At 33.1% G+C, this 22,212-nt stretch carries 20 protein-coding genes; 15 read left to right on the top strand and 5 right to left on the bottom strand.

The features are described from left to right. From BWGOE10_RS27970 to BWGOE10_RS27960, 3 genes are all read left to right on the top strand, one after another. A partial coding sequence (locus tag BWGOE10_RS27970; protein ID WP_236736045.1) for a topoisomerase C-terminal repeat-containing protein occupies positions 1-794 on the top strand: 794 nt, incomplete at its 5' end. An 85-nt stretch (positions 795-879) separates the two neighbouring features. Then, positions 880-1,857, top strand: a complete 978-nt coding sequence (locus BWGOE10_RS27965) for a DUF3991 and TOPRIM domain-containing protein (RefSeq protein ID WP_070144228.1) — start codon at positions 880-882, stop codon at positions 1,855-1,857. Continuing rightward, the gene (locus tag BWGOE10_RS27960) at positions 1,850-2,512 is read left to right on the top strand and encodes a restriction endonuclease (protein ID WP_070144227.1); all 663 of its coding nucleotides are present in this window, start codon (positions 1,850-1,852) and stop codon (positions 2,510-2,512) included. Before BWGOE10_RS27965 ends, BWGOE10_RS27960 begins: the two co-directional genes overlap by 8 nt. Positions 2,513-2,725: 213 nt before the next feature. Here the strand turns inward: BWGOE10_RS27960 and BWGOE10_RS33045 are convergent, their stop codons facing one another. Continuing rightward, entirely contained in the window at positions 2,726-2,878 is a 153-nt protein-coding gene (locus tag BWGOE10_RS33045) for a hypothetical protein (RefSeq protein WP_000290205.1), read from the bottom strand. Between the two features lie 115 nt (positions 2,879-2,993). On the opposite strand from BWGOE10_RS33045, the gene BWGOE10_RS27955 reads away from it, so the two are divergent. The 4 genes from BWGOE10_RS27955 (at position 2,994) to hfq (BWGOE10_RS27940) (ending at position 4,732) form a co-directional block, all read left to right on the top strand. Beyond that, complete coding sequence (locus BWGOE10_RS27955) at positions 2,994-3,182, top strand: hypothetical protein (protein ID WP_000440213.1); 189 nt, start codon at positions 2,994-2,996, stop codon at positions 3,180-3,182. A 26-nt stretch (positions 3,183-3,208) separates the two neighbouring features. Beyond that, positions 3,209-3,472 (top strand): hypothetical protein, encoded by a 264-nt coding sequence (locus tag BWGOE10_RS27950; protein ID WP_070144226.1) that lies wholly within the window; start codon positions 3,209-3,211, stop codon positions 3,470-3,472. Between the two features lie 713 nt (positions 3,473-4,185). Further along, positions 4,186-4,521, top strand: coding sequence for a transposase (locus BWGOE10_RS27945; protein WP_070144225.1), 336 nt, complete (start codon positions 4,186-4,188; stop codon positions 4,519-4,521). 22 nt (positions 4,522-4,543) lie between these two features. Beyond that, positions 4,544-4,732: an RNA chaperone Hfq gene (gene hfq / locus BWGOE10_RS27940; protein WP_070144224.1), complete on the top strand. Its 189-nt coding sequence runs from the start codon at positions 4,544-4,546 to the stop codon at positions 4,730-4,732. Between the two features lie 664 nt (positions 4,733-5,396). On the opposite strand, the gene BWGOE10_RS27935 is transcribed toward hfq (BWGOE10_RS27940), so the two are convergent. Next, positions 5,397-6,596: a hypothetical protein gene (locus BWGOE10_RS27935; protein WP_070144223.1), complete on the bottom strand. Its 1,200-nt coding sequence runs from the start codon at positions 6,594-6,596 to the stop codon at positions 5,397-5,399. A 596-nt stretch (positions 6,597-7,192) separates the two neighbouring features. On the opposite strand from BWGOE10_RS27935, the gene BWGOE10_RS27930 reads away from it, so the two are divergent. Further along, a complete protein-coding gene (locus tag BWGOE10_RS27930; RefSeq protein WP_070144222.1) occupies positions 7,193-9,427 on the top strand; it encodes an N-acetylmuramoyl-L-alanine amidase family protein in 2,235 nt (744 codons plus the stop codon). 229 nt (positions 9,428-9,656) lie between these two features. Here BWGOE10_RS27930 and BWGOE10_RS30685 read toward each other — a convergent pair whose 3' ends face one another. Continuing rightward, on the bottom strand, positions 9,657-10,148 hold the full coding sequence (locus BWGOE10_RS30685) for a recombinase family protein (protein WP_236736031.1): 492 nt from the start codon (positions 10,146-10,148) through the stop codon (positions 9,657-9,659). 747 nt (positions 10,149-10,895) lie between these two features. On the opposite strand from BWGOE10_RS30685, the gene BWGOE10_RS27920 reads away from it, so the two are divergent. After that, positions 10,896-12,134, top strand: coding sequence for a YcaO-like family protein (locus BWGOE10_RS27920; RefSeq protein ID WP_070144221.1), 1,239 nt, complete (start codon positions 10,896-10,898; stop codon positions 12,132-12,134). Between the two features lie 286 nt (positions 12,135-12,420). On the opposite strand, the gene BWGOE10_RS27915 is transcribed toward BWGOE10_RS27920, so the two are convergent. Next, on the bottom strand, positions 12,421-13,854 hold the full coding sequence (locus tag BWGOE10_RS27915) for an IS4 family transposase (RefSeq protein WP_070144220.1): 1,434 nt from the start codon (positions 13,852-13,854) through the stop codon (positions 12,421-12,423). A gap of 188 nt (positions 13,855-14,042) precedes the next feature. Here BWGOE10_RS27915 and BWGOE10_RS27910 point away from each other — a divergent pair, with 188 nt between their 5' ends. The 6 genes from BWGOE10_RS27910 to hfq (BWGOE10_RS27885) all read left to right on the top strand — a co-directional run bounded on the left by BWGOE10_RS27910 (position 14,043) and on the right by hfq (BWGOE10_RS27885) (position 19,705). Then, the gene (locus BWGOE10_RS27910) at positions 14,043-14,441 is read left to right on the top strand and encodes a BlaI/MecI/CopY family transcriptional regulator (protein ID WP_070144219.1); all 399 of its coding nucleotides are present in this window, start codon (positions 14,043-14,045) and stop codon (positions 14,439-14,441) included. A 2-nt stretch (positions 14,442-14,443) separates the two neighbouring features. Beyond that, entirely contained in the window at positions 14,444-16,384 is a 1,941-nt protein-coding gene (locus BWGOE10_RS27905) for a M56 family metallopeptidase (protein WP_070144231.1), read from the top strand. Between the two features lie 264 nt (positions 16,385-16,648). Further along, positions 16,649-17,473, top strand: coding sequence for a VanW family protein (locus BWGOE10_RS27900; RefSeq protein WP_070144218.1), 825 nt, complete (start codon positions 16,649-16,651; stop codon positions 17,471-17,473). A 919-nt stretch (positions 17,474-18,392) separates the two neighbouring features. Beyond that, a complete protein-coding gene (locus BWGOE10_RS27895) occupies positions 18,393-18,938 on the top strand; it encodes a GNAT family N-acetyltransferase (protein WP_070144217.1) in 546 nt (181 codons plus the stop codon). Positions 18,939-19,153: 215 nt separating this feature from the next. Further along, the gene (locus BWGOE10_RS27890) at positions 19,154-19,489 is read left to right on the top strand and encodes a hypothetical protein (protein ID WP_000788509.1); all 336 of its coding nucleotides are present in this window, start codon (positions 19,154-19,156) and stop codon (positions 19,487-19,489) included. 27 nt (positions 19,490-19,516) lie between these two features. Continuing rightward, entirely contained in the window at positions 19,517-19,705 is a 189-nt protein-coding gene (gene hfq, locus BWGOE10_RS27885) for an RNA chaperone Hfq (RefSeq protein ID WP_048375849.1), read from the top strand. Positions 19,706-20,250: 545 nt separating this feature from the next. Here hfq (BWGOE10_RS27885) and BWGOE10_RS27880 read toward each other — a convergent pair. Then, the gene (locus BWGOE10_RS27880) at positions 20,251-21,447 is read right to left on the bottom strand and encodes an RICIN domain-containing protein (RefSeq protein ID WP_070144216.1); all 1,197 of its coding nucleotides are present in this window, start codon (positions 21,445-21,447) and stop codon (positions 20,251-20,253) included. Positions 21,448-22,212: the final 765 nt, after the last annotated feature.

Below are 22,212 nucleotides of genomic sequence, written 5' to 3'. Positions count from 1 at the left end.
GCCCTTGTAGAAAAGGAAAAATCCTTCATAAAGGTAATTTCTATGGTTGCAGTAATTATCCGGAATGTGAAATCTCCTTACCGAAAAAAATTAAAGAAAAAGCGATTCCGGAAGCGCAAGCGAAAAAGCTGTTTGAGGATAAGAAAACAGATCTTTTAAAAGGATTTAAGTCCAATGAGAAGGAGTTTTCCGCTTATTTAGTGTTACATGAAGGGAAAGTTAAATTTCAGTTCCCAACACAAGAGGAGCTGTCATTTGGTAAATGTCCAAAATGTAAAAAAGGGGATATGCTTCATCGTAAAACATTTTATGGATGCACGGAGCATAAAAATGGATGTGATTTTATGTTGCCAGCCAAGATGAAAGGGAAAGCGATCCCTGGTAATCAGATGAAAAAGCTAATTCAGTATAAAACAACGGATTTTATAAACGGCTTTCAAGGAGAAAAGGGAGAATTTACAGCAGCTATCTATATGGAAGCGGACGGAAGTTTAAAATTCCGTTTTCCAACGACTGAAGATCGTACCATTGGCAAATGTCCATTATGTAAAAGTAGAGTTCTTGTAGGGAAAAGTAATTACTTATGTGAGAAATACAAAAAAGGCTGTGACTTCATTATTTTTGGTACATTCTCTGGTAAAAATCTAAGTAGTAACCATGTGAAAATGTTATTAGAAAAGAATGTAACGGATCAGATTAAAGGGTTTATCTCGAACAAAAACGGGAAAAAATTTGACGCTCGTTTATCATACAGCGTACAGGAGAAGCGATTAAAATTCTTATTCGGCAAATAAAAATTGAATGTATGTAAAAGAGGACTAGGAAACGGAATAGTCCTCTTTTTTATTTCATTTTATAGAGTAAAGGGGGGATTCCGTAATGGCACGTGTCAGTACGGAGGATGCGATGAAAGCAAGAAAAGTTGAATTGATTTCATATCTGGAAGCAAAAGGAGAAACGTTTAAGAAAGAAGGAAACTATTATCGTCATACGGAGCATGACAGCCTCATCATTAAAGGGAATCAATACGCCTGGAATAGTCGAGGGGAAAAAGGATATGGAGCGATTAGCTTTGCGATGATGTACTATGACATGACATTCCCACAAGCCGTGATGGACATTCAGAAGGGGGACTATAAAGAGTTTGATCGTTCTAAAGCTGAAGAGGAGCGCAAAAAAGAGCAGCAGCCTTTTAGTTATCCAAAACATTTAGAGGTGCCGAAACAGACAGAAATCAAGCAATACTTAATTGATGAGAGAAAAATTGATCCTCGTTTAGTGAACTGGCTGATTAAAAAGGATCTCATCGCCCAAGATAAGAAAAATAATGTGGTGTTCAAATGGAGGGAAGAAGGAGGCAAAGGGCAAGTCATTGGAATGAACCGTCAAGGTACGGTCAAAATGGAGAATAAAAGGGGTAGTTTTAAGCAAATTGTCCCGAATTATGAAAAAATCAATGCCGGTTTTACGGTTGATGTAGGTAAACCGGATAAGATTTATTTTTATGAAGATCCAATCGACATGTTATCTCATTGGAGCATTAAACAAAATAATATCCAAAACGCTCGCCTGGTTTCAATGCATGGATTGAAGTCAAAAACAGTGATTCAATCTTTAATGGATGCGAAAAAAGAAGGGCACGATATTAAAGAGGTCATAATGGCAGTTGATAATGATAAGGCTGGGAAGGACTTCATTCAGACAATGAAATGCTTTGTAGATCTTAAAGAGGATATTCCAACGAATGAAAAAGATTGGAACGATGTCCGGAAGAAACAAGTGAGTGAGCAACAGGCAAAAGAAACAGCCCAACCAAAGAAAATGAAACCAATTAAAGAGGTGGAGCGAAGTGTCTAATCTACCAGAAATGCCAAACATATTACAAATTTTGATGTATGGTTTTATCCTGTATGTTCTTTTTCGTATTTGTAAATTTATGTACCGGAAAATCCAGGAGCGAAGAATATTAAAGCGAATGGCTAAGTCTGGTATTCGTTATATAGATAAAATGGACGGACATCAATTCGAAGTATACCTAAAAGCTCTCTTTCGAGAGTTGGGTTATTCTCCAACAGTCACAAAGCAGTCAAATGATTTCGGAGCGGATCTGGTATTGAAGGGGAAAAATCGTATTGTAATCCAGGCAAAACGCTACGGGATGAAAAATAGAGTCGGCATCAGTGCCGTACAAGAGATATATGCAGCACAAGCCTATTACAAAGCACATGAGGGCTGGGTTGTAACAAACAGTGTATATACAAGACAAGCAAAAGAATTAGCGGAAGCTTGTCATGTAAAACTAATAGATCGTGTAGAACTTCAAAAATTGATTAATAAAATTAATCCCGAATATTCGGCTGAAGATGTGTATCAAGGGGTAACACCTGCAGAACGGAAATGTCCAACATGTAAACATGATTTAGTGATTCGTAATTCAAATAAAACAGGAAATAAGTTTTTTGGTTGTTCTCAATATCCTACATGTACACATACAGAACCAATTAATACATGAGCTGTGATGAAAATCCGGCTCTTTTTTATTTGTTTAAAGAATACATGAAAAAAATCAGTTTAACACAAAAATGACTCTTCAGATTTGATTGTATGAGATTTTGAATTAGTTGTTAATATAATAAGTCGTATTTGTCATAAAAACGCATGTAAAGGGAGAAACGGACTTTAAATGCGTTTTTAGTTTTTTTAGGGAAAATAAAAAGGGCAGTCATTATTTACGACTTAACCCTTTGTCTACGATCTGACGAATTGCTTCATTTCGATTCTTCAGCTTATTTTCATGCCAATAATTTTCTATTTGTTCCACTTGTTCTTTTGTAAAAGTAACTAAAATTTGAGTGTACTTGTCTTTATTAACAGCCATATAACAACCTCCTCTATAAAAAATATTATAAGTTATATAACTTATATTGACAACTAGAAAAATGAGTAATAGAATGATTATATAAGTTATATAACTTTATTGAGGAGGTTATTACATGGAACGGAAAGTTAAAAAGATGATGGCTGATCTTCAATTTATTATGAATCATGGTCAAATCAGTGTTGATTTTATGGATTTAGGCTATAAAAGAATGCTTTTTAGTGCATTAGAAGCTACCGGAAAAAGGTTTAATGTGCATACTAATGAACATAATGAAACAACCTTGTTCTTAGAGTTAGTTTAGTAAATCTACGTAATGAGGAGCTGTTAATGATGGAGCAGTTAACCATTTTTGACGTAATGGATGAAACTAAAAATAAGCTTTATGAGGTATTAGAGAAAAATGGATTAGATTATAAGATTCATAAGTACTATTTATATTCGGATTATGAGGGAGCTGTTCAATATTACTATATAAGAACAACCGACAATATAATTATTGATTTGTGTATCTCTGATTTTCCAGAAATCTTTGCTGTCCATGAAGGGTTTAGCGATAAACAAATTAGAAAGATTTACAACTGGAACTTATAAGCTATATAAATAACAAATTTAATTATTGGAGGAATGAAAAATGAAAATTGGTGTATCTGAGTGGAAAGCGTTGAAAAAAGAGACAAAGTTAAAGCTATTGCGCTATGCGATGTTAGAAAGTAAGTATAAGTATGCAAAATAAAAGCTCTTCATTTGCAAAAGCAAACAAAGAGCAAAGTCATGAGTGACCGTCGAGGAAAGAAATTGGCAGATTTCTTTCCTCTATATTTTAACATATTAAAAGTTGTAGAGAAAAGGGGCGTGTAGAATGAGAGAAGGTCGTATTTCCTTTCAGCAAAGGTTTAAAGAATTTCTTGTTATGATCGTTAGCTTTTGGATAATTATGTTTCTCATGTATGGCGAAAGCCTGTTACAATAGAATGAAGTCGAAAGTCTAAATACCCTTAGGTAGCTCTCATAGGTGTAAAATCTATGGGGGCTTTTTTAACAAGGGAAATATAAAATTTCACATACCGTAGTGGTTAATAAAAAACAAAAAACACAATCAATAGTCTACATTTAATTTTTTGCCTAATTTATCCGCTTAATGGATTCGGTCTCGTCTGTTTTGGGTACTATTTTAAGTGAAATGGAGATATTATTTTTATTTCGGATAGATTTCTTGCGAAATATGTACCTAGAGTCGTATTGTAATTTAAATGTGATACGATAATTGTATATATGCATTTAGGTGGTAAAGGGGATGAGTGTTGATGAAAAACCATATAAAAGTAAATGGAAAACTCCTTCAGACAAATAAAAAGTGGTCACATCTCCGGAAAAAACAAAAAGATCATATTTCTAATTGGTTACGTAGGGAATACATACAGTTTGTAAGAACGCATCATCGAAAACCTAGAAAATACGAGCATGATGAGATTCTTCATGAAGTGATGAATCAAATACAGGAACGTGAAATTTGGATTCCGTATGGTGAAGTGAAAAAATACTATGTAAGTAAAATAGGAAAATGGTTTAGAAAAATAGAAGGTGAATGGGAAAGACAAATAGACAACAATGAGCGGCTGGAAGTATTAAAAGAAAAGTAGATACAAATAGGGGGCGTATTTCATGTATAACTTACAAGAAGATATGTATGAACAATTGAAAGAGAAAAAAGGGGAAGTTACTGTATTTTTACAGAATGGCGTTCCAATACGTGGGCAGATCCTTGCAACGGATAAATTTACCGTTCTTATGATGGTTCATGGTAAGCAACAACTGGTTTACAAACAAGCAATTTCCACTATTATCAAGTAATTCTTTTTCCTTCGAGGGGAGAGGCAAATACAGCAAAAAAAAGAAGATTGAGATCAATCTTCTTTAAAGTGAAGGAATAGATGACAGATTACTACTTCAACTTCTAATCAATTATAATTAAGTATGTAATAATGTTCAAGTCGTTCGAAATTTTCTCAATTTATTTGTATTATTTTTAAATTAAAATATAAGTAATTCTTTTTATTATTATATATTTGTTCTTTCCTGTTGCAGAATCCTTAAGCTATTAAGGATTCCTTTTTTTGTATCTAAAATCTACAAATAAAAAGATAAGATCCGGGAACACGATCTTATCTTCAGCACAAGGAGGGGTAGCACCAACTAAACGCGAATTTCGTACGCTAAGGAATTCCTAAGTTGGGTGTTTTTGCCCATCCCCTCGAAAAGGGGGAATAAGGGGTTCAGCCGAGATATATACGTTATCTTAACCAAGAAAATTAAAATATGAATTTAAAAGAGCCCTTACGTTGAATACATATACTCAACGTAAGGGCGAATTATTTTTGGTTTGAAATAAAGCTTGATTAAAAACAACTTAGGGATCTGTGTAGCCGATTTCCTTAACGTACAGAAAATTGGCTTGTTGGTTCGTTACTCGTTAAAAATGTTTGTAAAGCTTCTAGAGGTAATATCAACTTGCATTTTATTTGCTAGAATACCATTTAGCTAGCCACTCATTCCATTTATCTTTTTGAATAGTAATGGCAAATATAGTGTTTTTATCAGGCTTGTCAGTAAGACACACGGATGTATCATTAACAGATAAATATTGTCCGTGGTTATTTTTTAAAGAGAAGCTTTCAAATCCATAATTAACAAGTGTCCATACTTGTCCATAAGCGCGAAATCCTGTAACGCCCAGCTCACCACTTGCAGATGTAAGATAGGTTGCATTTGCTTCTATGTACACCTTGTTAGATCCTTTTTCAATTGGAATAATTGTAAATATGCTCCTATCTTCTGGGATCCAATTAGATGAAGCAGAAATATTCGTACTATCCTTCCATGTTCGCAAGACGTTATCCCTGTTTCTAATTTTCACAGAAATAGAAGAACATTCTTCATTTTTATGCTGTGTAACGACAGCAAGCTTATGTCTCTTTATCTCAGCAAGCTCATCAGAGGTATAACTAAAAATATCAGATTCTTTTACTGGATTCGAAGTTAATGTTGCCAGTTTTCGTTTCTCTTCTGGTAGTGCATGAAAAAGTTTCATTAGGTCAAAAGAAGCACTACCTGGTTTTATATTTGGAAACTCCTGTCTAATATACTTTAGAGCTAAAGGACCATTCATTTGACCACTATTGTCACTTTTTAAGTAATATGTTTGCCAATTCGTAAGCGCAATACCAGTATTCCCGTCATCTAATTGTTTTTGTGTAATATAATACATATCATGTTCATATGGATCTGAGGCATCAGGAGTTAAGTCCACTATGATACCAGCTTGCTTAATGAGAATTTGTTGACCATGTTTTATCGTTTTATATTCAATTTTCCCATCTTTATAGAAAATTTTAATTCTCTTAGAAAAGTTTTGGTTTTTATTATAATCATACACACTAATACCAAATTCTCCTTTGTTAAAAGTAGGAGCTTTGTAAGCACGGTTTTCATTGTTAGCTGTATAATCATTTTTAGCACTTTCTTCTGATAAAAAAATAACAAAAGGCTCTTTTAGAAACGTATCATAGGTATCTCCAAATGTTGTAAGAATCGTTTCTCTTGTATCAACGTCTGCTTTCGCTTTATGTTTTGTAAATGGGTTCAAGCTGAATACAATCCCCATCGCTATTCCTACAGGGGGGATTTTTTTTATACATCTCTTTATCTTTTCCTTCATGGATGTGCTCCTTACTTTCTAATTTATACTGTTTCCAACATATTTAAATTAACATCGGTAAGTTTATCTTAATTTAAATAACTCTCAAAAGTCTTTCGTAAATGTTACAAAACCCTTTCATTGCTTCTCATACAAACACGTCAGGACTCTTGCAAGTAACTTCTTAAACTTGGAAATACCGATAGAAATAAAAGGATTGATACATAAGTAAACCACCGATATATCTTATTAAATTAAAAATTGAGACCCAAAAAACAAGAAAGGTTGGCATTTTGCCAGCCTTTCTTGTTAACTACTTCATTCATTTTACAAATAAAAATTTTGTTTTGGGGATACTTAAAAATCTTCGCTTAATGAGCATGGGGCCAAGCTGAAAAAAATATAGAATATCGAAAAAATCAAAATTTTATAATATATTAATGTAAGACTTTTGTAACATTTATGAAAGAAATTTGAAAGTTTTTTAAACTAAGATGAATTTATAAATATTGATTTTATATTTTAAATCAATATACGACAGTATTTATATGTTTGTTTTTTTACAGTGTTACATGTAAGCAATCTAGGCTAAATCTTACTAAGAGAGGACAACAAAAATGAAGAAAAAATTTAAAACAATTGGAATTGGAAAGAAAGTAATTCCTACTGCAGCGGCATTAGGTATTCTTTTTTCTGTGGCTCCTATTGGAGAAAATAAGGCTAGTGCAGGGATAGGGGCAGTAGTAGATATAGGTATTACTGTATTAGGTGCTGTAGCAAACACTTATGAAACACTTGGAATAAGCCCAGGGGATCGAGACCCAGGCACTCACATTGATGTATATGCAGAAAACGAAACTTACCAGGCCCCTAGTTTTACATCTGGGGAATTTAATATTTCCATGTATCATACAAAAGGTGATTTGAATTTTATTAAAGAAGTTAAAGTACGCTATCCAAATGGAAGAATTGAAACTCATCAACTAAAATCTGGGCAGCAGCTTAAAATTACTGACGCAGGAGCAATTATAGATTTAAACCCTAATGCAGCAAATGTCTCAGAACACGATCTTCTTTACATTACACAAGCACAATTAGACGAAGGAAAGACCGGAGTTGTGATAAATCAAGGCCAACATGCATTTGTAGAAAAAGCATCTGGTAAAAATCCAAGATTTCTTTTTCCACTTTATAAAAAATATTCAGGCGATTCGGCTGCAGACTGGAGCGTGATTACTTATAGTCAGGATACCCTATTTGATTATATAGCAAATAAATTATCAGATGAGCAAAAACAATTGATAACATTGACTTCAAAGCCAGTATCTAAAGATGTCCTTGACAACTATGTTAATAATGATCCTAAAGCTCGTGCAGATTATTATGATCGATTATCTGATGTATTGGCGGAGCGTACTAACGTCATAGAGACAGGTCTGCTACTACCATACATTAGACTAAATGATGGTAAACCTTATCAAATTATCCCTTATAAAAAAGGAACGAATAAAGTGATCGTAAAAACAGGTTCAAAATACCTTTCAGGAAAAGAAGGAAACGAACTTCAATATTCCGATTCGCTTGGCGATGATGAAGTATTTGAACTTGTTCAGGTGGAAAATAATGCAAGTGGGTCAGTTCAGTTCCGTTTGAATAACAAGAATGGAGTAAGTTTAGTTGGTGATAGGAATACTTCAAAGTTCGGTACTGGTGAGCGTTTCTACTCTGAAATTCGTTTCGATGATAAAAACAACAATGAAATTCACAATTGGTTAATAGAGTGGTATCCGGGTAAAGAAAATGAGAGACAGAAGTATGACGAAGTACAGTTTGTAGCTGATGAAAAAGATTCTACTAAATGGATTGCAAAAGATTCTTCTGGAAATGTAATAAAGAACAGTTGGGTAAACAAAGATTCAAAGTATCATTTTGCAGATGCTGAAGGAGCCCTTTTGAAAGGCTGGCAAGACATTAAGGGGAAGACTTATTATTTTGATCTGTCTACTGGAGAATTAGTTACGGCGAGAAATAAAGGTAATGGCCGGATTGAGGGTAAGTTTTATACTTTCGATGATTCTGGTGCTTTGCAACGATCAGTATGGAGCAAGAGTGGCTATAATGGTCGTTCCTATTCCGATGCTTCTGGAGCACTTATTGAAAATGGTTTGCGGGAAATCGATGGTGAAATTTATTATTTCGAAGGTTGTGTGGTCCTTAAAGATGAAATACTACGTCTAGAAGATCAAAATATCATTCTTCATTTTTCTGACAAAGGCGTACTTGAGAGAGCTTCTAGGATAAATGGTGAAGCTATAGACAACGATGTTTATGTTCAGTTTGACAACAAGAGCTTAGTATTTAATAAAGACGGTTCGATTTGGAAAACAGGGATCAACAAAAAGGGGAAATCACTGGCATATTATAGTTTAGAAGATGGCGTTTCCTATACTGGTTGGAAAATGATAGACGGAAAAAGATACTATTTCACAAATGGCCTCAATGATACGTTCAATAATTATAAAAACATTGATGGAAAAAGATATTATTTCCATGAAGACGGCTCAGTTAACCAAGCAGGGTTCGAAAAAATAGATGGTAAGCTATACCACTTTGACAATAACGGCGTAGCACAAACGGGCTGGCAAACTATCGATAATAAATATTATTACTTCGATGAAAAAGGGGCAGCTAAAACAGGATGGTTCCAAGTTGGTGGTGGATATAGACCTTGGCCTCTTGCATACGGATACCTTTGGTATTGTGCTAGAGAAGATGGTTCACTTTATTCAGACGGTTGGTTTAAAATTGACGGTAAAGATTATCACTTTGACCAGTGGGGACATAAAATGTAAAGTAATAACATAAAAATAACAAGGGAATGCTTGTATGATGATGTGTACTGCATTCCTTTATTCTATGTATGCTATATTTAGCTCGACACGACAAAGAAACATTGTACTAGAAAAGTAGCACCTCTAATTGTTGGACATAACTAATAATTAGAGGTGCAGTTTTTTATGGCCAAATATTCTTTGAAAACGAAATTAGATGCATAGATAGCATTCGTTATGAATAATTTTCCTAATAACCATTTTGTTTTAGTGTACGATAAATGGTGGTTCTATCAACATTTAAAAAATCAGAAATTTCCTGTTTCGTTTTTCCTTGATCAAGTAACTCGAGTATCAAATCAGTTTTAGACTTATTGATTTTAGGAGTTCTCCCCAGTTTTCCACCATTTTCTACATACCTAATACGTCCAGCCTGTGTTCGCTCCAGTATATAGTTTCGTTCAATATCAGCAAATAAAGATAAGATTGTAACCAGTACTTTCGTAGTCAGGTCATCTTTTTTCCGAGTATCAATGTTATCATTAATAGCAATAATCCCAATATCATTTTTGATCAGCTTTTCATGAGTACGAATCATATCAGAAAGATTTCTTCCTAAACGATCTAATTTATAGACAATAAGTGTGTCCTCTGGACTTAGTCGCTGCATAAGAACTTGGAATTGTTCTCTCTCCATATTTTTTCCACTTTGCTTTTCTTCAAAAATACATTCTTCTAACAACTCAATTTTGTTAGTTTCACAATATGTAAGAATTTTTTTTCTGAAATGTATAATCTTGTTGTGGAGTAGATACTCGAATATATGCGTAGTTCATTTTTTGCTCTCCTAACGTTGCATAAGTCTGTTTTTCTATTTTGCTACAAATATCGTATCATTTCGGGGGGATTGATTTGCAACATAATATATGCAACGTCGTGACGCTATAAAAATCAAGCCCAAGGCAAGTGTTGCATATATGTTAATTTTTGCAACACCTATTGCTGACTCATATTACTGATTAAGTAATAGATAACTTAATCAGTTTTACGCCTAGCATACAGAAAAGCAGCTTTTTCTTTTGCGAAATTTGCTTAGTGAAGAAAAATTCGGTTTATATCTTCCGAAAAATTCCTTATCGTGGGTTTTATGTCATTTGGTTGGCGGGACCCCTTATAGAAGTGGAATTTATTGAGAAATTTGAATTTTCATAAAAATATATTGTTTCCCTAATATTTTCCACCTATAATTTAGATGTACCACATGATTATATAATAAAGGAGGAGTTCATAATGGGACGTTGGATTATAGTAACAAGTGAAAAGCATGAACCTAAATTAACAGTGTCTGAAACAAAAGAATTACAGAAACTACAAGAAAAAAAATAAAGAAGATAAAGAGGACATTCTTATGATGTCCTCTTTATCTATACATAAATCCATGAAAAATTGTATTCATTTAATTTATTTTATTTAACTGGAGGTTATTAGAATGCTATATTCCTGGGAAAGAGAAACCTTAGAAGAAACTGCGCATCAACGTATTATGGATACGTTCAAAGAATTAAGTTTTTCAGTGAAAAAAAAAGCTTTTGGAGATAAAATACAAACCACATATGTGGAATTATTTAATTTAAATCAACAGATTGAATCATTCGGCGTAGGAAAAGGGAAGTACAATGAATTAGGCGCATTGTTTGAGGCCTTAGAGCATTATACTCTGGAGAATATATCAATGAAAGAGTGTGATTTTTTCTCTTCTCATCATATTGCGAAGAATCCAATATTTAACGGAGAGCGTGTTATGCAATTGATAGTAGAGGAACCAGATCAACAATTACTTTGTAAAAAATACTATTCTTTGAATAATACACAACAACATGTATGGTACCCATTTTTCATTGCTAATCCACATTATATGCAACATCCAATTGAAACAGATACTTATCAGTATCAGAAAGTACAACGATACAGTTCTAATAGTGGCACAGCCATTGGTTCCACTTTACATGAGGCGATTATACATGCAACGAATGAAGTCATTGAAAGGGATGCCTTTTCTTTATTCCTACTTCGGCATTTCTACTATGATATGCCAGATCATACATTAAAAATAATTCATCCAAATACGCTTTCACTATTCCTAAAAGAAACGATTGTACACGCAGAAGAGGAATTACAAGAGGAAATTATACTATTGGATATTACAACGGAAGTTGCAATTCCAACTATTTTAGCTGTTACAAAAAATAAAAAGCATACTGGTATATTTGGGCTTGGTACATCTTTATACCCTGAATATGCTATCTTGCGAAGTATTACAGAACTAGTTCAGGTGAATCATATCGCTTCTGCAAATATTGGTGATGAGCTAGCACATCGAGAGCATTTTTTGAACCAATTACAGCCGTATCCTCGTCACTATGCTTGTGCAGAAATGAATATGTGCTCCGTATTTAATCAATTTCCAGCCACTTATGTTTCGTTTGAGGATTTACCGAGATTTTCAGAACGTAATTTAATACTTTACATCGAAGAACTGCAAGAACGATTACATCAACAACATTTTTCTATCTATTATTCTCCAGTCAAAGAGTTTTCCAATGGTATAAAAATCATACATGTACTAATTCCACAAATGGAGCGTTTTTTATTGATTACAAATGGTCAATTGGTATTCCCGTCCGAAAGAGGTATGAAAAAGAGTCTTAAATTACAGTCCAGTTTATAAAAAACACCCTATAAGAATTTAAACCAAAAAACAAATCGACCATTACGGAAAAAAATTAGTAAAATCAATAACCGGTTCCTTAACGTACAGGGAACCGGTTATTTTGTGTCTAAAATGTGTCTAAACGTACAATTTTCTTTTTTTGATAAGGTGACCCATGCCCATCAACCTAAGGTTGGGTATTCCACGAACTTCCGTTCTTATTGCCTACATAATTGATATTTTGTTTATTTATCTTTAAAAATACGCATTCCAAATAAACCTTGATAAGGTGTATTTTTAAAGGTTATGCAGTTTTCTGCTTTAGATTGGATACAGTGCATTGGTAAACAACGCCTAAAATATCAAAGACTGTCTTTTTCTCATATCGATGGGATTTCCGTCCGTTTTTCTGTAAGAGATCAAACAGACGAAGGAAAATTTTTGATACTTCTTGGGTGTCTTCTTGTATAGCTTCATATACTAAGTACAGATGATCTTGAATCATATAAATCGCTTTATATTCACTTAATTCTTTTTGTTTTTTCTGTAGTAACAGCTGTCGCATTTTGAACATAGTGGAAGAACAAAGAAAAATAGCGATTAACTGTCCATAAAGATGACATTCTAGACGCTCTCTCTTAATATTGTGACAATGATTGATACCAAAAAGAGACTTCCATGTTTTAAATACAATCTCTATTTGCCAACGTAAAGAGTAAATCTCGTGAACATGTTCCATCGGAACAATTTCCCACGGTATGTTGGTAATATAAACATTGATTTCTGTTAAACGTTTACTTTTTTCAGAGTATGTAACTCCTTTTTTCTTTTCAATATAAGATTGCTGTTTCCTACGTTTATGAATTTGAGTTGATGTAAGTCTGTATATTACAACTCGTGAGGGTAATTTTTGTTGTCCAACATAGGCATTCCGAATTTCATAAGTATCCCCTGGTTTTATCTGATGCATTATATCTTCAAGGTTAAGTAAAACATATAAAGATTGCTTTTTTACCGTCCCATCCCGAAAGAATTCTGGAGATTCATTTTTTATATATACTCTATTATTTAATTTTAACCGTGAAACATAGAATACCCCTCGTTGATCCATCTGGTCTAAATCTTTTAGAGAAAAGTATCCTAAATCTCGAATACATAAATCTCCTGATCGTAAGGTATCTAAGCACTCTGTACCAAAGGTTTTATCATTATTTTTACCTGGTTCCATTTGAAAATTGAGGAATTTCCCACTATGTAAATCATACTCTAGTTGAATCTTAATACCGGCTGTTTGTGCACATCCTCCTGAACCAGGATAAATAGGAGCCAAATGATTGGGTACTTGAAAAATAGTAGCATCTAAAATTCGTATACGTTGAAAATAAGAGGTGTATTGGTTTGAGATTTGAGACGAGTCGTTTAGTTTACTTTTGATTAAAAGGGAAAATACACGCTGTAGAAATAAAACAGCGCATCGGTTAAAGCGTCGATTAAGTCCTTCTGGACTCATAAGTGTAGCTGTATTTGCATAAAGCTGACTACATAATCGAGTAAGAGAATCACTTGCTACATGTTGACTAATCCAGATACATAAAGCAGCCAAATCTCGTGCGCCATACTTACTTTTACGTTTTACAAAACCTGTCTCTTGTGCGAGTTGTTGAAGAATATGTGGAGATAGATATCGCTGTAACTCTTGAGCGAACAAATGAAACTCTTCTTGAATCGAAAGACTCATAAAAAACGCCATCCTTTCTATATATTTCTACAAAAAGAATAGCGTATTTTCATTATTTTTTTGGGTAAAATTCTAAAGTATTATGGAAATGTATTTAAAAACCCAAAATATGGTTGACAATCAAGGATTACATTTGTAATATTTAATTATAGATTACAAATGTAATACAAGGAGTGGAATTTTATACAATGAAAGAATTACCTAAAATATCGGAAGCTGAATTGGAAATCATGAAGGTTCTTTGGTCAAAATCTCCCCAAACAGCGAATGAAGTGGTTGAAGCGCTAGAGGCAACAATGGACTGGAAACCGAAAACGATTCGAACGCTTATTAATCGATTAGTCCAAAAAGAAGCTGTTTCTTACCAGCAAGATAAAGGGCGTATGTATGCATATTATCCTTTAGTGTCGCAAGATAGTTATCTACAAGTAGAAACAAAATCTCTCCTAAAACGTTTCTATGGTGCGGCATTTAAACCTTTACTTGTGAATTTCTTAAAAGAAGAAAAATTATCTTCAGAAGACATTAACGAACTTAAACGTATTCTGGATGAAAAGACTGAGGAAAATCAGAGGAAGGATAGATAATGATGATAGATATGTTTGTAAACGTCTATCTACCTCGATTTTTTGATTGGGTGATAGAAACATCCATTATGGCAAGTATATTAGTTGGTTTAATCTTATGTGTCAAAATCTTGCTTAGAAACAAGTTAACCCCGCGATGGCAGTACATGTTATGGATGATTTTAATTGTAAGACTTCTATTACCATGGTCACCAGATAGTTCCTACAGTATTTATTCCCTTCTTTCATATAGCTCTGGTGTGTCTGAGGTTTTTCAAAAGAATACTACTCCTGCTATACCAAATGAAAGCGTGTCAGAAGATAAAACGAATCATACAGTAACTACAAAAGAGGATAGTTACAAATCTAACTCCGTAAATGTAATGAAAGAGAGTGACCAAACAGACAGTAATAAAAAGAAAGAAGATACTACATTTTCCGTTTATAAAGTCACTTTATATATTTGGCTTTTTGGAGTTGTCATTCTAGCAATGATAACTTGTATTATGAATAGACGGTTATTTTCTTACATAAAAAAGCAACCAAATATTACGGATGAAAAAATTGTTGGGATTTTTGAGAACTGTAAAAAATCTATGGCAATTAAGAAGCAAATTCCATTACGGTTGGCTGGAAAAATCTCAAGTCCGACTGTTTTTGGATTCTTTCGCCCAAGAGTATTATTATCAAGCAGACATATGAAAGTATTAAATGAGCAACAACTACAATATATTTTTTACCATGAGCTATCTCATATGAAACGAAGAGATATAGCTGTAAATTGGGTTATGTATAGTTTAATCATTTTAAATTGGTTTAATCCGATTCTTTGGTATGCCTATTCATGTATGCGAGAAGATCAAGAACTAGCCTGTGATGCATTTGCGCTCACTTTTATAGAATCAGAGGAACAAATTGCATATGGACATACAATTATTACTCTTTTAGAACATTATTCAAGTTATTATCAAGCACCGAATCTAGCTAATTTAAGTAGAAATAAACGAACGCTAAAAAGGAGAATTCTTATGATTAAGAAATTCCAGAAGAAATCCTATCGCTGGTCCGCTCTTGGAATTATTGCTATAGTTGCTGTTGCATCTTTTTCCTTATTCAATGCACGTGCAGTAGAAGGAGATGAAAGGCAGAAGGGACAAGCGATAGAAAAAAAGCAGAAATCTAAAGATGCTTTTCAAAATGCTGTAGATACGCTATTTGGTACAGAAGAAAATGCGAGAAAAGAATTCAGCTATTCAAACAGGGTATATGAAAATAGGACAGATTATTTATATTTAGCTGAAAAGGCTTTAACAAAAGATGAGTTCGAACAGTACATAAAATTGTATAAAGAAATTCTTAATATACAGAAAAAAGGTGCTACGGGAAACTATGAATCCGATACATTATATTTTAAAGAAGAGCGTTTAACAAAAGCCGATCGTGAAAAATTATATGTACTTTATGAGCAATCAAAACCGTTTGATGACAAAGTATTCGAATCTTTAAATTACACGGTAAAGGAAGCGCAGCAACATGTTGATTTTCAAATTAAGAAGCCTACTTATACAATTGAAGGGTACAATCTTAAGGATGAAAAGGTAAATTATTTTATTAAGAGAAGGCCTGAATTAATTATTGAATTAGAATATACGAACGAAAAAGGAAACTATACAACTTATCAATCACAAATATTTGGAGAAAGTAAAGATCCGTTCCATGCTTTGTTTGTTGTAGAAGAAAATATTGAACAGTACGAATTAGAAGGAAATCAAATATTCTACGCTACTCATAACTCGGATAGTAATTTACAAGGTATGAAGATGATTGTTCCTGCCAAAGGAAAGAACAGTGCATATCAGATAGTCATCATAAATCATAGTTTAGACAATCCGGGGAAAGCAGTGTTCGATAGTAATGTGAATAAAGCGGAACTGGAAAAAATAATGCTTTCAATGCTGAAATAATAACATGATGTTTTGAAGGTTTATATCTTAAGAACACCTTTTCCGATTCTGGTGTGAAAATCATTTGATATTGCTAAATTTTCCTTTTTCATACCAATCACAAACCCTTTCTAGAATAATAGTATCAATATGTCCAAGATTTATAAATTCATTGCAATTATCCTGAAGTTTTTACACCAGAATCATTTACTTAGTGATGATGAATATGGTGTAAATCTGAATACAATATATAGATGAATAGTATATAAAGGAGCTCAATTCTCAATGGCAAGAAAATTATTAACACAAAGATTTCCTTTTTTAATTCCTATTAGAATCAGACAACGTAGGCTTTTTAAAAAAATTAGTGACCGTCTTAAAGGTTATGAATTTTCAAAAACATTTGAGCGAAATCCATTACCTTACAGGATTTATAAACATAAATCCTTGCTTATTAGAAAGTTAGGTGATACGGATATACAGCTGCAATATAACAAAATCACCAATCTAAAGCTAGCCATCTGTAAAATAAACCAGGTTGTAATTAAACCGGGAGAAACATTTTCATTTTGGCATCTTGTTGGTAATTCCAGTGAAAAGGCTGGATATAAAGAAGGAATCATTCTAATGAATGGCGAAGCGATAAAGGGAATAGGCGGTGGTCTCTGTCAGTTAGGAAATCTTCTCTACTGGATGTTTCTTCATTCAGAGTTAGAAACAGTGGAAAGATATCGTCATAGTTTCGATCCATTTCCTGACAATGGACGTGTGATTCCATTTGGAACAGGCGCTACTTTGATGAATGGTATTATTGATCTCAAATTGAGAAACAATTCAAATATTTCCTATCAAGTCAATCTACATCTTGACGAAGAATACATCTACGGAGAAATCAGGGCATCCCAGTATCCTCCATATAAGTATTCTATCGTTGAAGAAAATCATCGTTTTGCAAAAAAAGTAGATGGTCAAGTATACAGACAAAATAAAGTTTATAAAAAAATAATTGATCGTGTCACAGGTAACTTAGTTGAAAAAGAACTAGTCATGGAAAATGATTGCTTAGTAAAATATGAAATAGATAATGAAAAAATTGTGGGTTCTTTATAGACAAGGATTTTCACTCATCTAAAGATGTTTGAAAAAACTGCGTAGATAATTTTAAAATAAAATCTTCCAAGACAAAAAATATGGTTGAAGTGGATTTTTTTATAAAAATACTAAGTCGAATGTGAGCATTAAGTAGTATTTCATACATCACAATAGAAAGGGTTCTAGGGTAGACTTGTGAATTCATCTATCCTAGGGCCCTTTCTATTGTGTTTTTGATTTTGGACCGAAATAAGTAGTTGGTAAATCAGGAGCCCGTGGAAGTAGTTTTGCAATTGTGCTTAGGTCATCATTAGGCATTTGTTTAAGCATGTACTTCAGGTATTTATATGGTATCAGCCCGTTTTCATTAAAAGAAAAAGAGGCTGGCCTGGGATATATACCAATTAAAATATAGACACTCAGTTTTCAACAAAGAGGAAAAAAGATTATATATTGGTATAATTGTAAAGGTGGATAATGATTTGAATGCATGTATTCCGTTTCGATCATCATAATTTCATTGATGTGATGTTATAATCATCAATTTAAATATATTACTCTTTATAATCATGGGTTAAGTTTTTTGTACAAAAATTTCATCTTGGGGGTAACCAATTTCGTTAGGTTGATGGCGATGGGGTACCGCCAGCATTTTGGAAAAAAACCGCGCTAAGAACATGCAAGATTTTATACAGTTTTTCGGCTAATTCAGTAACAAACAAGAAACCTAAAACCGCACTATAATAGGAATGTATAAAAATTTGCATAGATTGATAGAACAAAAAAAGGAGGTTCCCTTGTGAGAGTAAGGTTCCTCCTTTTTCCTTGCTAGCGATAATGGGACGTTATGTTAACCTAACATGAATATAATATACAAAAGGAATTTATAAGATTTGACGAGAATAAAATTGTATTAAAAGGATATCGGAGGTTTTTTATGAAACTAGTAGGACAGCAAATATATCTTCGACTTTACAAAATTTCTGACGCGAGCGAGTTAGCTAACTTACATACTAAAAATCGCGAATTTTTTCAACGAGTTTGTCCATTACTCCCAGAAGTCTTTTATACAGAAGAACTTCAAAAAATACGCATTGAACGGACATTAAAAAAGAAAGATGAAAACCAAGTATACGCTTTTGGAATCTTTTTAAAAGCAACTGATAAACTTATCGGAGACATTTCATTAACTCAAATTACTAGGGATCCCTTCCAAGGCTGTTATACGGGATTTACCTTAGATAGGGAGCATAATTCAAGGGGCTATACAACAGAGGCTCTTCAACTTGTTGTAGACTTTGCTTTTAGAGAATTGAAACTACATAGAATTGAAGCAGGAGCTATGCCTGACAATATAGCATCTATACGTGTATTAGAAAAAGTAGGATTTAAAAAAGAAGGTATAGCTAAAGAAAATGTAAAGATTAATGGCAAGTGGACAGATCATCAAATATTAGCTATCATCAACAGCTTGGATGTATAAGCACCTTTCACTTCCAATAACGATCATTATGTAAATAAGCTGTCCATATGGACAGCTTATTGTATTTTTTGCTTAGCGTGGATTTTTTCCAAAATGCTAGTGGTACCCCGTTTTGGATAGATTTCTTGCAAAATATGTACCTAGAGCCGTATTTCAATTTAAATGTGTTACGATAGTAATATATTCGTTTTGCTAGTAAAAGGAGATGAGTGTCGATGAAAAACCACATAAAAGTAAATGGGAAAATCCTTCAAACAAATAAAAAATGGTCACATCTCAAGCAAAAACAAAAAGAACATATTTCTAATTGGTTACGTAGAGAATATACACAGTTTGTAAAAACACATCATAGGAAACCTAAAAAGTATGAACATGATGAGATTCTTCATGAAGTGATGAATCAAATACAGGAACGTGAAATTTGGATTCCTTATGGTGAAGTAAAAAAATATTATCTAAGCAAAATAGGAAGATGGTTTAGAAAAATAGAAAGTGAATGGGAATCACAAATATCCAACAGTGAAAAGCAACAGGTATTAGAAGAAAAATAAATCCAAACAAACCAGGGGGCGCATTTCATGTTTAATTTACAAGAAGATATGTATGAACAATTGAAAGAGAAAAAAGGGGAAGTTACTGTATTTTTAAAGAATGGCGTTCCAGTGCGTGGGCAGATCCTTGCAACAGATAAATTTACCGTCCTAATGATGATTCATGGTAAACAACAACTAATCTACAAACAAGCAATCTCTACACTTGCTATGTAATACATACTGGGGTACCGCCACATCGCTATCAAGCTAACAAAACAAAATTATCCCTTAAAGGGGTAGTACGCACATTTTAACGTTTTTATACTCTAAGGGATTCTCGAAACTCATTAAAACAATTTGAATTGAGATTTTGATTTAAAGATGAATTTTGAGACACTCTTTAAGCTGTTTTCAACAATTTTTACATTGAAGTGTCTTTGTCTCAAATACCTACGTTTTTGAGATTGTTCATATCGATTAGAGTAGTAAACTCAACGTTTTTTTATTTAGAAATTTGCTTAGCCTATATTTTTGTTAAAATTTTGGCGGTACGCCAAAAGGATTCTTTGCATGGTCTTCTCTCCTCATCTTTCTTCTTTTTAAATATAGCAAGGGGAAATATTTGTATAGAAGAAAGAGGAATACTTATTTTATCATTTGCTGTAAATAAAAAATTGTAACAAGGGAAACCCCCTCATTTTTTGAGGGGGCTCCATTCTTTCGTTTTTCCTTGCTTGTCCACTTACTGTTGACATATAGTGCAATATATTGCCTAATTATTATTGTGCATTTTTTCTTGCTATTGTGATCTTATTGTTTTTTACAACCCAAGGATCTGAAACAATTGAGCCATCTGCTCTCTTTAACGTATATTTTGTTGCCAGTTGATATTCTGTAAATCCTGTTGTTTTACCAGCTTCACTTTCAACAGTACTTGTAACTGTTTCTTCCGTTGCTTCCGTATTCGTTGTACTAATTTCTGTTTGTAATGTTCTTGAAACCTCTGATTTAATTGATGCAGATTGTTCTCCAAATTTGAGTCCTAAATCTGCTCCAATCTTCATAGAAAGCGTATCAGTCATCTTTTGTTGATCTACAGAAGACATACCTGTTTTAAATGAATAGTTACGAGTCAAACCAGCTGGAATAACTGCTGAAAATGTTTTATCCCAATATTCTTCTTTTACCAAAGTATAATATGGTGAATTGTGTATTTTTGTATAATCACTCGCTTGATTATCATTTACCATAAAACAAGGTATTAAAGATGCCCCAACAACAACAGAATTTGAAGCTTGAGGTAATTGTTGATCAACACCTCCAGTATAATTTGGAGCATCTGGTCTAGTTCCTGTAGCTGGTAATTTTGGTACTGAAATAGTATCGTTAAAAAATGTAATATTCTGGCCGAATATGTTAACAGTACCGTTAAAAAGTGTAAATACCCTATCTGCATCAGACGGATTTGAATTATCCAAATCTACATACTCTACATTATCAGCTAGTGTCCCCTGCCATGCATAAGATGCAACTTTCCCATTTCCTTGGTTCATAATTTCATAATTATTATCTCCCAAGTCTCGTAAATTCCATTTTTGCTTAGCCTCACCATTCCAACTCTGTTGCTGTAAAGTATCTCTACCTGGAATTATATTCCTATCACCAAACCAACTAGCATCACCAATTGTGACAATTTTTCCACTATTTTTATTTACAATTGCATAGGCTCCTCCATCAAGTTGGAAAAATGCAAATTTTTCATTATCAGCAGATCCTCCCTGCCATAAAAGAATCGCCCTATCCTTATCATTAGATGCTTGAGATACATTCCAAACTTTTTTTTGATTAGATTTCAACTGAATATTATAATATCGATTATTCTCTGGAGCTGCTGCTTCACTTATAGGAGCCCAGATAGATAGACTCGTTGCGCCTACAAGTAACCCTGCCATGACCTTTTTTGATATTGATTTCATAATAGTTCCCCCCTAGTTTTGTCGGCAAACCCTCTATAAAAGCTACTCAGGCTTATGATATAGTGGTCACCTTATAGCGTTCTGTGGTTTCTTTTCTATTAAAGCTGTACTTCATACAAATGCTGTAGCAAGTATGTTTTAATACGCTTCATACTTGTTCTTCTTTCATTTTTTCTACAAGATTACAAAAGGTGAAATTATATCGTACATTGCTTATACTTTTACTACAGAATTATATAAAATCACTTTTGTTATGTAGAAACTGAGATTGTTATTCTTTTTACAAACACAATACTTTTCTGATTCTAAATTTTTTAAGACTTTTGACAGAATCTTCAGATAAATATTTCCGACATAATGCTACTTGCAACTTTACTGCACTTTTATTAGTTTCGTCTTCTCCTTTCTTAGCGGTCATACCAATTACACCCCTATTAAAACATTAAATTTTCAATGCGTAAATAGTAAGATTATGTCGTAAATAGTAAGATTTTGTCTTATTTAGTCGGTATTCTATTTTTACTTACTTAATACAAGCGAGTGGTATTATACCAATAAAATTAATGTTGAATTCTATTATAGTAATTATAATAGTTATAACTTGATATACCTGGTAATAAAATAACTATTTTAATCTAAAAAAAACATTTAATATAACTTAAGTGTTATTAATATAATTTAATCATGCTCTGTATATAGGTTCCCTTTATTTGGATATGCAAAATTACATATCCGAAAATTAATGTTTATCATTATATTATTTAC

It is taken from the genome of Bacillus mycoides (assembly GCF_001757995.1).
GTDB lineage: Bacteria > Bacillota > Bacilli > Bacillales > Bacillaceae_G > Bacillus_A > Bacillus_A mycoides_B.
This window is presented reverse-complemented; position numbering and strand designations above follow the sequence as displayed.